Raw genomic sequence first — 12962 nt, 5'->3', positions numbered from 1 at the left:
GGTGCAAGGAGTGTCTTTGTGTTGACGAGGCAGGCTTAACGCCTAACAGCGCCAGCCAATCCAAAGAATAGAAAGCAAATTACTCTCTACTCTTTTGTTATACTTCCTACTGTACAATGATGGTAGTAAAGTTTACTTACTATTCATCGATTATTCATCAAATTTTATCCTCTTCTCATTTTTCTTCATCTAAATTAAATTTATACCGCAAGATAGATGACAGAAATGTAGCAAATATATCTTACATGACTATTTAAATAATATTACGTGCAATATAGATTACCAGTTAGCAAATATACGTCAATAAAACATCTATTGTACAGTTATTTAATAAAATCAATAAGCATTGATACTTACAAAGCAGAAAACGAAAGCATAAAAGATGAAAAAATTCCTCTACATAAAGGTAGAGATGAAAATAGAGTTTTATACACCTCAAGTGTGTCCTTGCGACTATCAAAATCTCAGAATCGAAAAGCAATGGAGCTTGCCAGTGCGATCGCTTCAGATTTATCAGGGATTTGTGAGGACGTTTTTAGCATCCAAATAGTTCCCCCTGGTTGGATACATTTTGAATTAACTCACTCAACCTTAGCGACTTGGTTACAAAGTCTCGTAGTCGGGAGTTCAGGGGAAGAGGAGGAGCAGGGAGAAATCAATTCAAAATTCAAAATTCAAAATTCAAAATTGTACCCTTACAGGGAAGCAAGCTACGCGCAGCGTCTCGTAGAGAAGAAAAACATTGACAGAGATGAAGGAACAAGGAGAATAACTCATGCCCAATGCCAAATGCCCAATTTGTTTGCTATTGAATATGCTCATGCACGCTGCTGTTCGCTAGTGCTTCTGGCTCATCAAGAGGGATTAATTAAACTTAGAGAACCAGTTCCAAATACTAGTCCAGCTTTTTGGGAGGTTATTTCTCCTAACCCCTTACCTTGGCTTAATTGTGACGGAACATTGCGGCTAAATCACCTAGATGAACGTCGTCTAATTGATGAGTTAATACAAGTGATAGACAACATAGAGTGCCCTGACGTTGGCGGTTCTGTGAAATGGGAAAAAGTAGCACTGAATTTGAGCCAAGCTTTTGAAAAGTTCTGGTCTAATTGCCGGATTTGGGGTGAGGTGAAAATTATATCACCAGAGCTAGCCCAAGCCAGACTTGGATTACTCATGGCTACTCAGTCAGTATTAAAATATGTTCTAGAGGAAAACCTGGGTGTTTTTGCGCCTTTGGAGTTATAAATGGGTAATGTCGCTTAGGCAAAAATAAAAACTTTTTATATAGCTATTGACTCAATGCACCACCTCGGCTACATTAGCAGGTGTGTGAGGAGCGAACCAGCAGGGGCACCGAGACGAAACACGGCCAGTCGTCGGTGTCCTTTCTGATTGATATGGGTTTGGTTTGAAAAACTCCCCTAATTACAGTAAAAACTTTTCAATTGCTACTGCTGCTCCATCTTCTTCTACACTAGGAGCTACCCACTGAGCGATCGCTTGTACTCCTGCTGGTGCGTTGCCCATAGCTACACCAAGTCCGGCATACTCCAGCATTTCCACATCATTGAAGTTATCGCCAATCGCCATAACGTTGGCTAATTGTAATCCCAGCAATTCTTCGGCTAGGTAACGGACAGCAGTCCCCTTATTTACAGAGGCGTTAGTTGCTTCAAAAAAGGTAGCAACAGAGGTTGTCAGATAAAGTTCAGCAGGTGTGTATTGACGACGCAAATTTCCTAGTAGCTTGTCGATTACGTCAGTATCATCAGATAAAGCAAGAATTTTTGTCGGTTCATTGGTTAACGCTTGGCGCAAATCACCTACGGGAATCGCGATAACACCAGAACGTTCTGCATAAATTTGGGTTTCTCTGGTTAATTCACGGACGTATAGCTGATCGTTGATATAGAAATGGATAGATAGGAGTGATCGCAACTTTGGCTGTTCAAAATAGTCGAGTAACTGGTGGGCGATTTCTCTGGAAACAACCCAATGGCGATGAATTTTTTGGGTGATTGGGTCTTGAATCCAGGCTCCTTGATAGGCCATTAATGGTAGGGTAGAGCCGATATCTTGGTGGAAGCGCAAGGCTGAACGATACATTCGACCCGTAGCGATGGCCACTTGAATTCCTCGTGCTTGCGCCGCAAAGATTGCTTGCTTTACAGGTTCGCTAATGGTATTGGAGTGTCCTGCGATCGTGCCATCTATATCCAAAACTAGTAGTTTAATCTCTTTTGCAGCAGCCTGATTGTCAGTAGATGCTTTCTGCATAATTTCCTAGATTTTAAGTTCCAGTAAGAGGTTAACAGGCTCTAGCGACCAGTGGGGAGTAGTAGAAGAAATTGGGTTCTTTAATCTACCCAATTTTCCGATCATGAGGATGCTAAATAGCACAATTTTAGATTTTATATTGACCCCAGCGAGCAATCCACTTACTATGAGGATTTTAGATTTGCTTAAAAATTATTAAAAACTTTGGCTAATAGTCACAATAAAAAAACCCGATTCTCGAAAAAATCGGGGATTTTCATTTAAATTAAATAGACTGACCGATAGATGAAACGGGAAAAACCTACTATTCAAAAAAGTTTATGAATTGGACACCTTGATCCAGTTTTTTTACGTTTTGATAATAGACAAAGCCCAGCAATTAAACCAACTCCAAGTGTGGCGGAGGGTTCAGGTACTGATTTCACATCATCGTAGTCATAAGTTACTTTGATACTTGCCTTGGCGTATGTATCAATATAGGAACTCATGTTGCCCGACCCAGAAACTACTGAGCTAGCTATGGCTGAGAACAAAAAGTCTATATTGCCATTACCAATGAAAGACTGTAAAAATTGGGTATTAGTGAAAGACTGAGTACCAGATTGTGTGGCAGTTAAGTTAAGAATAGTCTTTCCAGATGTGCCATTATAATCAGTTTTGCCGTCATATTTAGCAACTTGGTAACTAAAGCTATTTTGTGGATTGAGTGCAAACAGAGACTGATTATTTAATTCTAATGTGATTTCACTGGCAAGATTTACTGTCATCGAAGTCGGGCTTTTACTCCTGTTTTCAAGACCTGCATTTCCAAGTATGTCGCCAGTGAATCCTATCGTTACACCTTTGAGTGTGCCAAGAGATGAGTCAAATTTTTGGATGCTTAGAGGTGCATCACTAATATCTGTGAGATCGTAATTAGTGGAACTTGTGTAGGAGAGAGAAGCTGCATTAGCAACTCCAGATGTTGCAACAATTCCTGCCAAAGTTGTGGCAGCAGCTAAAGTGTTGAATAGTTTTGTTGTCATGGATGGAAGATGCTTTTCTGAAACAAATCATTACAGGATTACTAACTTATTTCTAACTCTGAAATTTTGCTTGTAGTCTTGATAGATATACGTAACTTTATGTAAAGTTCTTATGTTCAGATTCCTTCGACAAATAGACTTTTTGATTACTATATATAAAGTTTTGTTAAGACGCTGCAAATGCGTAGACATCACTTTTGGTACGCAAAAACTACGCTACTGTCACCAAAGCCAAGCTGAACGAGGATCGGAAATTGCTAACTATGTGACAAAGCTTCTGGCTAAAATAGGGCTATGTCTGAAATCACTTCTGCAACCGCAACACGCCCCACGTTCATCCTCGTAGATGGACACTCGTTGGCCTATCGTTCATACTTTGCTTTCGCCAAAGGGCGAGATGGAGGACTGCGTACCAAAACGGGGATTCCTACCAGTATATGTTTTGGTTTCGTAAAGTGCCTGCTGGAGGTAATGGCAACACAACAGCCTCAAGCAATGGCGATCGCTTTTGATTTGGCTGAGGCAACTTTTCGTCACGAAGCGGACGATACTTATAAAGCCGATCGCCCAGAAACGCCAGAAGACTTCATTCCCGACTTAGAAAATCTTCACGAGTTGCTCAATGGCTTCAATCTACCATTTTTCACTGCCCCTGGTTTTGAGGCAGATGATGTTTTGGGAACCTTAGCACAGCGAGTAAGTGCGGCTGGGTATAGGGTGAAGATTCTGACTGGCGATCGCGATTTATTTCAACTGATCGACTCTGACAAAGAAATCACTGTTCTGAATTTTAGTCCAGATGCCCTAAAACGTTCTACAAATAGCATTACAGAATTTGAAGCAGAACAAGTAAAAGAGAAGATGGGCGTTTTGCCTTCACAAATTGTTGATTTCAAAGCTCTTTGTGGTGATAAATCAGATAATATTCCTGGAGTCAAGGGAATTGGCGAAAAGACAGCAGTGCAGCTGCTAAATACCTATGGTTCACTTGAGAATGTTTATGCTGCGTTAGATGAAATTAAAGGCGCAACTCAGAAAAAGCTAGCAGCAGGTAAAGAAGATGCCGAGAAGTCTCGCTATTTGGCAACCATAGTTTTAGATGTTCCTATAGAATTTGATTTAGAAGATTGCAAATTAAAAGGGTTTGATACAAACGTCTTATCACCAATTTTAGAAAAATTAGAATTCAAATCTTTTTTAGGCAGGATAAACGACCTTCAGGAACGTTTTGGTGGGCAAGTTGAATCAAAACAAGAAGCCAAAATAGATGCAAGTAATACTAACTCTACTAACTCAGAATTCAGTGCTGATGAAGATAATGATTTGTGGTTTTTCAGTGCTAGTGATACAGCCGCAGTTCCACAACAATCTACTTCTCCAATTACACCACGCATCATCAATACCGAAGCCAAATTAACTGAATTAGTGAAAATTTTGCAAAAATTCACTAATCCAGAAATACCAGTTGCTTGGGATACTGAAACCACTGATTTAGAACCAAGAGATGCTGAATTAGTAGGAATTGGTTGCTGTTGGGGCACGGAACCAGATGAGGTAGCCTATATTCCTGTAGAGCACAAAACTGGGGAAAATTTGCATAAAGATTTGGTGCTGGAAGCATTACGCCCAATTTTCGAAAGTGCCGATTATCCCAAAGCTTTACAGAATGCCAAATTTGACCGCTTAGTTCTCAGGTGTCAAGGAATTAACTTGGCGGGAGTGGTGTTTGATCCTATGCTGGCAAGTTACATTCTAAATCCCGATTCAAGTCATAATTTGATGGATTTATCACAGCGATATTTGGGATTGATCGCGAAAAGTTACTTAGATTTAGTTCCTAAAGGCAAAAATATCGCTGATATAGATATTCCCGCCGTAGCAGATTACTGTGGGATGGACGCTTATTCTACCTTTGGCTTAGTGTCGAAATTGCGTGAGGATCTGGAGAAAACTCCATCTTTGTCTAAGCTATTAGTGGAAGTGGAACAGCCACTAGAAGCAGTTTTAGCCCAAATGGAATACACAGGTGTTCGGATTAATTCAACTTATTTGCAAGAACTTTCGCAGCATTTAGAAACAGAGTTAGCCAGGTTAAAAGAGGAAGCAACTGAAATAGCTGGAGAAAATTTTAACTTGGGTTCTCCTAAACAATTGAGCCAAATTTTGTTTGAAAAATTGGGGTTAAGTACTAGACATTCTCGTAAAATTCAAACAGGATTTTCTACAGATGCAGCAACACTAGAAAAACTTCAAGAAGATGATAACACTGGGTTTGTTGAGGCGATCATTGAGTATCGCACTCTATCTAAATTAAAGTCTACTTATGTTGATGCCTTACCAGCATTAGTGCGTCCAGATACCCAGCGAGTACACACTGATTTTAATCAAGCAGCAACATCAACGGGTAGGTTATCTTCTTCTAATCCGAATTTGCAAAATATCCCCATTCGTACAGCATTTAGTCGCCAAATTCGGAAGGCGTTTTTGCCAGAAGCTGGTTGGTTAATGGTGGCTGCTGATTATTCACAAATTGAATTGCGGATTTTGGCTCATTTAAGTCAAGAACCAATATTAGTACAAGCATATCAGCAAAATGAAGATGTTCACACTGTTACGGCGCGGTTAGTGTTTGAAAAAGAAAATATCACATCAGAAGAACGAGGAATAGCAAAAACTATCAATTTTGGCGTAATTTATGGAATGGGTTCTCTCAGATTTTCACGCTCAACTGGGATAGATAAGACCATTGCTAACGAGTTCATTAAGCGGTTTAATGAACGATATCCCAAAGTTTTTGCGTATTTGGAGCGAGTGAAAAAAGAAGCGATCGCTCTTGGTTATGTAGAAACTATTTTCGGTCGCCGTCGTTATTTTGACTTTACTAATAACAGTTTACGTAAATTAAAGGGCAGTAACCCAGAAGATATTAATCTGAGTAAATTGAAGAATTTAGGTGCTTACGATGCGGGTTTATTACGCTCTGCGGCTAATGCACCAATTCAAGGTTCCAATGCTGATATTATCAAAATTGCAATGGTGAGATTGCATGAGGTTTTGAAGAACTATCAGGCGCGTTTGTTGTTGCAAGTTCACGATGAATTAGTGTTTGAAATTCCCCCTGATGAGTGGGAAGAATTACAACTGCAAATTAAGTCGGTGATGGAAAATGCAGTGCAGTTGAGTGTGCCTTTGCTGGTAGAGGCGCGTGTAGGTGAAAATTGGATGGAGACGAAGTAAGTTTAACTGGGGATTGAAACAATTACATTGGGATGAGCGTACATCTGTTTTAGCAGTGACAACAGTCCTAATCGAGATTAATCTTATACCATTATTACCCCAGAAGGAATTTTAATATGCATCGTCGTTGGCTCTTATCTGCTTTGGCAATTTTGTTGAGTATAGTTTTAGTTGCTTGCACCACAGTAAATACTCAGCAACCACAAACAAAAGTGGAAAATAACACTGAGGCGACTAACACGATTTCTCAACAATTACCGCAAAAATCAGCAAAAAGAGTTGTTGCTCTTTCTTCTCTATCAGCTGATATTATCTCTCGACTCGATCAAACAAAAATTGTTGGAATCACTGGTAGCAGATTGTTTAAAAATGACTCAAGATTCAAGGATGTTCCCCGCGTTAGCGAAGGTCAAAGTCCGCCAAATTTAGAGAAAGTAGTAGCACTCAAACCAGATTTAGTTATTGGTGCTGAAGGGTTTTCTAACATTCCAATTCAAAAACTTCAGCAACTAGGAATTCCAACTTTGCTCACTAAGGTGAATAGCTGGGAATCTCTAGAAGAACTTACTAAAAAACTGGCTGTGTTAATTAATACTGATCCTCAGCCTTTGTTAAACCGTTATAAAAGTTTCTTACCAGATAAACCAACTCAGAGTTTTTCTACTTTAGCGCTGGTTAGTCGACAACCAATTTTAGCACCAAATAAAAATAGTTGGGCAGGAGATTTGCTGGCAAAATTTCAGGCGAAAAATATAGCAGCAGATTTACAAGGAAAAAGCCCAGTTGGTGGCTATGTGACACTTTCGCCTGAGAAAATTTTAGAAGCAAATCCAGAGGTAATAATTCTAGTTAATCCGCCACAAGGAAATTCGGAAGTAGCACTTTTAGATTCCTTGAAAAAAGAAGCTTTTTGGCAGCAACTGCAAGCAACTAAAAATAACCGAGTCTATGTGTTTGATTATTTTGGTCTGGTGAATCCAGGTAGTATAGATGCAATTGAAAAAGCTTGTCAGCAGCTTCAACAAGCATTGTTTGCACCACAGCGCTGATTCTCACAGTATGAAAATAGACAAGAGATAACACAAAATCGTCAGATGAACTAAAGATTTTCGAGAGTTTTGAGTACCTCTGCTGCTGACTGATATCGTTGAGTAAAGTCAAAATGTACCATTTTATTTAAAATAATAACTAATTCGTCTGTTACCTCAGTTAGTTCGCGCCAATGTTGCCAATGTTGATTAGCGTTAGTTTCACTTGAGATAATTATTTCACCGGTATTTGTGTCTCTGCGAAATTCTCTAGGTTCTACTCCGGTTAAACCTTGTATTCCCATAATTCCCAATGCATAAATATCGCTGTTGAGTTTTGGCAATCCGCTCATTTGTTCAGAAGGTGCATAACTAGGAGTGCCAATTGAAATTGTTTGCGTTTCTTGCTGTTGAGGTTGAATCTGCTTAACAGCGCCAAAGTCAATTACTACAATGTGTTGATCTGATTCTCGCCTAATTAAGTTACTCGGTTTGATATCTCGATGGATTACGCCATAGCTGTGAACAAAAACAAGCACGTGTAAAACTTCTTTAAGTATCTCCACAACTTCAGTTTGTTTTAGGCGCTTCCCAGAGGATAGTTCTTTGTCCATAGCGTGCCCTCGAACAAATTCTTGCACTAAAGAAAATTGCCGATTTTCTTCAAAAAAAGCTAGCAGTTGGGGAATTTGTGGGTGCTTACCCAAAGTTTCTAAAATTTCTGCTTCAGCATCGAATAGGCGTCTGACAACATTTAAATATTCTGCATCTTTGCGAGGAGGTCGCAACTGTTTAACCACACACTGCGGATTACCAGGACGTTGGATATCATTAGCCAAATAAGTATTGCTAAATCCTCCAGAACCTAAGGGTTGAGTAATTTGATAACGCTTATTTAGTAAGGTTCCTAATGCAATTTCTTGCCCGATAGAATCAGCAATTACTGTTGGCGCTTCATTTGAGGCGTTGCCGCGTTGCCGTAAAAGACCTTGCAATTCCAAAATTAATTGTTGGTGTTCTTGAACCCGTTGGGTAATTTCTTGTTGTTCTTGCTTGGTTTGATAAGCACTATAGGCAAGAGTAGTCCCGACGGTAAATACTAACCCCAACGCCGGAGGCATGACTGGCAACCATCCAGCTTGAGTAAAAATGACAAAATTGCCTCCAAATAACACTGCAAGCGCTGTTGCTGTTGCTAATCCTAAGCCTAGCGGATGCTGAATTCGCCATACCAGTAACCCGCCAACTACAGTCCATCCCCATATCCAAAGAATTTTACCCCACTCAGGCAAAAACCAAAATAGAGGCTGTTTGTTAAGAACAGCACTGAGAATTTGACTAATGCTGTGAGCATGAATTTCAATTCCGGCCATTTTGCCAGAGTTATCTGACTTACCACTGGCTAATGGCGTATTAAAAATATCATTTAAACTATTGGCTGTTGAACCAATCAAAACGATGCGGTCTTTGACCAAATCTGGTTTAACTTGATTTGCAAGTACTTCTGTAATAGTTACCTGCTGGGCGACCTGATGACCTGAACGGTAGTTAAGCAGAATTTGGTAGCCATTGGTATCCGCTTTCTGATAACCGCCAGCGTTACTTTGTAGAGGTTTAAATACAGTATTACGTAGTCGTAGTTCCTTTTTGGGGGTAAATTCTAGCTGGATGCCTCCAACTTCTAAGTATTTGAGTGCTAGTTGTAAGCTAAAAGAATAAGTACTTTGACAAGAATCGGACTCCTCTGCACTGACCAGTAATAGGTTGCGGCGAATTGTGGCATCAGTATCTTCTACAACATCATTAAATCCTACTCGCTCTGCTTCAACGCCCTTTGGAGGTGCTATTCCTGGATTGTTAGAACCAGAATGTTTACAGATAGGAATGATAATATCGCTTTGTTGTAGGCGTTGCAGTAGTTTGTCATGACCTGGCTGTACTGGTAAGTCACGAAAAATATCTAGACCAATTGCTCGCGGTTGATATTCTTCAAGTTTGCCTAACACTCGGTCTAAAAGTTCACCAGACAGAGGCCAATTCCATTTTTGGATATCTTTTTCAGTTAAAGCAACAATTAACAGACGAGAGTCTGGGTCTGAGTCAGCACGTAATTGCATCATTTGGTCGTAGACCTTCATTTCCAGAGGCTCGAAAATCCCCAGTTTTTGAATGCCTAGTAGTAAAATTGTCGCGATCGCACTTGAAAGAATAACTGGCTGTTTAAATAAACTTTTAAAATTTACAACCATTTTTCAATCGATTTTACTTTAAAATATACCTATGCTTTTAAATTAATTTTTAATATTGAAATTATTCTATGCAATTTGTAACTTTTCAAAAAATATAGCAATCATATTTGATTTGTAAATCCAATAGCCTCAGAACCCCGACTTATTCAAGAAGGCGGGGTTCTTTTTGTTCGTAACTAATTTAGAATTGCTATATGTGTTTAAGATAATGCACGATCGCCTCTGCTGTTGGCAAATTAGTAGCCAATAAAACTTGATTAATAGTGCATAATCTTAACAATGCTTCTTCATTAGCTTGTCCAGGTTGAGGTTGCAGTAAATCTCTCAAGAAAATAACGGCTAAAATTTCTCCTGCTCCAACCAATGAAGCAATTGTTTGATATCCTCCAGAAGTTGGTGCAGGGGTTTGTTGACTAATAGTTATACCTGCCTGTTCATGTAAGACTTCGCTAACAGATGGCCAAGTAATTGTAAAGCTCTGTGAGAAAAACTCTTGATGCTGAGAAACAAATTCAGCAAGTTCTGATTTCTTGCTTTCATGAGCGATGAGTACTATATTTCTTTCAATGAGCGTTTGAGGAGGCTCACTAACATTTATATCTTCTGGAGTTTCATCAAGTTGAGTTACTTCTACTTCAGAAACTTCTTCAATGGGTTGACTGATGCTCTCAGTAGTTCCAGTTTCTGTTGTTTGCAAAGATTGAATATCAGCTAAGTCATAAACTTCACTTTCTTGTGCAGAAACATTATCAACATTTACTCTGACTTCTTCAGTGTATTGATTACTGAAAACTTGCGGGACATTCTCATCAGACGTAGTAGATACTTCAAAAACTTGATTGACTGTTTCACCAGTAGTGGAACTAGGTTTTACTTCCTCAACATCTGTGGTGTCTTCTGTTGTAGTAGGCGTATCTAATACCGCTTCATTAGTGATATTCGGTGTAACTTGGCTCAATGTTTCTGGCGGCTGAATGTCCACGTCCTCAGCAACTTCTGGACTTTCTGCGACTGGCGTATCTAAATCTAGTATTTCACGATTAGTCGCTTCTGGAACAGCGCTCTCTTCTTCAGATACTTGGTGAAAAATATCACGCGGCTGTACAGAGGTAACTTCTGCTTCTAGTGCTGCCTCTGATGCATACTCGTCGTCAGTAGCTTCGGGAGTGGCACTTATATCACGCGGTTGTACAAAGGTAGATTCTGCCGCCAGTGCTGCTTCCAAGTCTACAACCTCAGAATGGGTAGCTTCTGGCACGCTACTTTCCTCTTCAGGAGTTTCAATGATGTTTTCAGGTGTAGCTATTATCTCATCAGGTTCAGTCAAAGAAACTTTTGAGGCTTCGACTTCTGGAATCTCTACTTCTTCACTATCTGCGTTGACTTCTTCTACAAGTAATGTCCGCCAATCCACAAATTCATCATCATGGACATCGTGTGGAACTTCGCTAACTGCTTCTGGTGGCTGAATGATGTTTTCAGCGACGATTACCTCAACAACTGGGATGGCATCATCAGGTTGAGTAGAAATAACTTCTGGGATTTCCCTGCTTTCTACGGAAACAACATTAAGTTCAGGTGTTTCTACTTCTTGATTAATTGGCGCTGGAACTTCATTAACTACCTCTGGGGCTGGAGTAGCAACGTTAGAAGCGCTGACATTTTCAGGCGATCGCGGCCGAGAAAACAGCGAAGGATCTATAATTCTAAAGACTGTCTCTGGTTGCTCATAAGCGGGAGCAACTGCTTCCAAAATCAAAACATAATCTGCAATCCGAATAACATCTCCATCGCTCAAAGAATATGGTCGATCTTTTTCAGCTTGTTTTCCATTAAATATTGAGCCATTTCTACTGCCAAGGTCAGAGAAGTAGTAATTTCCACTTTTAACAAAAAACTTAGCATGTACCCTACTGATATCAGGGCTGTCTAAGAGTAAATCAGAATCAGGAGAACGACCTATTATCCATTCTCCTCTTGTTGGATTTTCTATGGTAAGGTCAACTTCATTGACTTCACTTAAAGTTGGTGAGTAGCTAACTTTTACTTTCATATTAATTTTTGGTTAATTTTATTGATTTCTGCTACCCAGCGCTGACGGGTAGTGTGTTCTAAATTTAAAATATCATCTTGTGACCAGTGGAAATGATAAGCAATAAAAGCTACCTCCTCATATAGAGTATCAGAGGGGTAGCTTACGACTCCCCCGCTAGTTCGAACTCCACTGAAAATTGAGTATTGCAGTGGGGACATTGTGTCGGAATATGTACATTACCTTGCTGATTGATTCGATTGTAAAATTCTCGGAGATAGGCAATGTCATGTAAGAGCAGTCCTTCGAGTAAATCAGGACTAACAGAGTTGAAACTGCCCAAGCGAGTAATAACCCGTGCAAGCATTACCAAAACACCGTAAGCCGGATTTTCTTGAACTTGGCGCTCTTGTTGTACTAAAATTTCATCTTTGGCGGTGGCTAAACGCATCACCCCATGACGATGTACTCGGTGTTCGCTATCACTCAACCCTCTAGGAAGAGTGAAGGCAAATTCTGTGCAGAGAGTATCCTTTTTACGGCCCATAGGTTATTTAATTTGGGTATTGGGCATTGGGCATTGAGAATAGGGGATGATATCGTGTCCGGTTAAAGACTTATCATTTAGACCGCAGGGAGAATACTTCGACTGCGCGGAAATCGAGCGACTTGCACTGAGCGGCGTCGAAGTGAGTCGAGATTCAGTACAAGAGGAGCAGGGGGAAAGGGGCTTTTGCGCTTTTCGCACAGATGCGGGAATTATAACTAATTAAGCGGACATGATATGAGGCTTGGCGTTGCTGATTGCGGTATGAAAAATAATTTTGCGTTATTTCAAAATCCTTGTAGAGACGTTGCAAGGCAACGTCTCTACATCCAAATTCATACCTCGATTCAGCAACACCAGGCTTTGAACTCCATTAATGAGTCTTTGAACTTCATTAATGAGTCTTTGAACTTCATTAATGAGTCTTTGAACCTCATTAATGAGTCTTTGATACTCGTTAATGAGTCTTTAAACTTCATTAATGAGTCTTTGATACTCATTAATGAGTCTTTGAACTTCATTAATGAGTCTTTGATACTCGTTAATGAGTCTTTGAACTTCATT

General features: G+C 39.8%; 9 protein-coding genes and 1 pseudogene. 4 read left to right on the top strand and 6 right to left on the bottom strand.

Annotated features, from left to right (window positions below):
- Positions 1-480: 480 nt before the first annotated feature.
- On the top strand, positions 481-1248 hold the full coding sequence (locus tag RMX98_RS00050) for a DALR anticodon-binding domain-containing protein (RefSeq protein ID WP_322679830.1): 768 nt from the start codon (positions 481-483) through the stop codon (positions 1246-1248).
- A gap of 180 nt (positions 1249-1428) precedes the next feature.
- Here the strand turns inward: RMX98_RS00050 and RMX98_RS00045 are convergent, their stop codons facing one another.
- Positions 1429-2280: a Cof-type HAD-IIB family hydrolase gene (locus RMX98_RS00045; protein WP_322679831.1), complete on the bottom strand. Its 852-nt coding sequence runs from the start codon at positions 2278-2280 to the stop codon at positions 1429-1431.
- Between the two features lie 308 nt (positions 2281-2588).
- The gene (locus tag RMX98_RS00040) at positions 2589-3305 is read right to left on the bottom strand and encodes a PEP-CTERM sorting domain-containing protein (protein ID WP_322679832.1); all 717 of its coding nucleotides are present in this window, start codon (positions 3303-3305) and stop codon (positions 2589-2591) included.
- A gap of 294 nt (positions 3306-3599) precedes the next feature.
- On the opposite strand from RMX98_RS00040, the gene polA reads away from it, so the two are divergent.
- Positions 3600-6542: a DNA polymerase I gene (polA, locus tag RMX98_RS00035; protein WP_322679833.1), complete on the top strand. Its 2943-nt coding sequence runs from the start codon at positions 3600-3602 to the stop codon at positions 6540-6542.
- A gap of 116 nt (positions 6543-6658) precedes the next feature.
- Positions 6659-7591: an ABC transporter substrate-binding protein gene (locus RMX98_RS00030; protein ID WP_322679834.1), complete on the top strand. Its 933-nt coding sequence runs from the start codon at positions 6659-6661 to the stop codon at positions 7589-7591.
- A 50-nt stretch (positions 7592-7641) separates the two neighbouring features.
- Here the strand turns inward: RMX98_RS00030 and RMX98_RS00025 are convergent, their stop codons facing one another.
- From RMX98_RS00025 to RMX98_RS00010, 4 genes are all read right to left on the bottom strand, one after another.
- Positions 7642-9819 (bottom strand): CHASE2 domain-containing serine/threonine-protein kinase, encoded by a 2178-nt coding sequence (locus RMX98_RS00025; RefSeq protein WP_322679835.1) that lies wholly within the window; start codon positions 9817-9819, stop codon positions 7642-7644.
- Positions 9820-10009: 190 nt separating this feature from the next.
- Positions 10010-11872 carry an FHA domain-containing protein gene (locus RMX98_RS00020; protein ID WP_322679836.1) on the bottom strand — a complete coding sequence of 621 codons (1863 nt, stop codon included), beginning with the start codon at positions 11870-11872 and terminating at the stop codon, positions 10010-10012.
- The gene (locus RMX98_RS00015; RefSeq protein WP_322679837.1) at positions 11869-12072 is read right to left on the bottom strand and encodes a DUF6760 family protein; all 204 of its coding nucleotides are present in this window, start codon (positions 12070-12072) and stop codon (positions 11869-11871) included. The genes RMX98_RS00020 and RMX98_RS00015 overlap by 4 nt, the downstream gene beginning before the upstream one ends.
- Positions 12015-12398 carry a phage tail assembly protein gene (locus tag RMX98_RS00010; protein ID WP_322679838.1) on the bottom strand — a complete coding sequence of 128 codons (384 nt, stop codon included), beginning with the start codon at positions 12396-12398 and terminating at the stop codon, positions 12015-12017. The genes RMX98_RS00015 and RMX98_RS00010 overlap by 58 nt, the downstream gene beginning before the upstream one ends.
- Before the next feature lie 237 nt (positions 12399-12635).
- On the opposite strand from RMX98_RS00010, the pseudogene RMX98_RS00005 reads away from it, so the two are divergent.
- A pseudogene (locus tag RMX98_RS00005) lies at positions 12636-12962 on the top strand (hypothetical protein); the annotation flags it as partial.

The organism is Nostoc sp. DedQUE02 (assembly GCF_034531035.1).
Taxonomy (GTDB): Bacteria; Cyanobacteriota; Cyanobacteriia; order Cyanobacteriales; family Nostocaceae; genus Nostoc.
The sequence above is the reverse complement of the archived record's forward strand: the minus strand, read 5'-3'. Positions and strand labels throughout refer to the sequence as shown.

Bases quoted from the DNA above. Each gene is read 5' to 3' on its own strand.
- RMX98_RS00010 (WP_322679838.1), bottom strand. From the start codon at position 12,398: ATGGGCCGTAAAAAGGATACTCTCTGCACAGAATTTGCCTTCACTCTT.
- RMX98_RS00015 (WP_322679837.1), bottom strand. From the start codon at position 12,072: ATGTCCCCACTGCAATACTCAATTTTCAGTGGAGTTCGAACTAGCGGG.
- RMX98_RS00025 (WP_322679835.1), bottom strand. From the start codon at position 9,819: ATGGTTGTAAATTTTAAAAGTTTATTTAAACAGCCAGTTATTCTTTCA.
- RMX98_RS00020 (WP_322679836.1), bottom strand. From the start codon at position 11,872: ATGAAAGTAAAAGTTAGCTACTCACCAACTTTAAGTGAAGTCAATGAA.
- RMX98_RS00045 (WP_322679831.1), bottom strand. From the start codon at position 2,280: ATGCAGAAAGCATCTACTGACAATCAGGCTGCTGCAAAAGAGATTAAA.
- RMX98_RS00050 (WP_322679830.1), top strand. From the start codon at position 481: ATGGAGCTTGCCAGTGCGATCGCTTCAGATTTATCAGGGATTTGTGAG.
- RMX98_RS00030 (WP_322679834.1), top strand. From the start codon at position 6,659: ATGCATCGTCGTTGGCTCTTATCTGCTTTGGCAATTTTGTTGAGTATA.
- polA (WP_322679833.1), top strand. From the start codon at position 3,600: ATGTCTGAAATCACTTCTGCAACCGCAACACGCCCCACGTTCATCCTC.
- RMX98_RS00040 (WP_322679832.1), bottom strand. From the start codon at position 3,305: ATGACAACAAAACTATTCAACACTTTAGCTGCTGCCACAACTTTGGCA.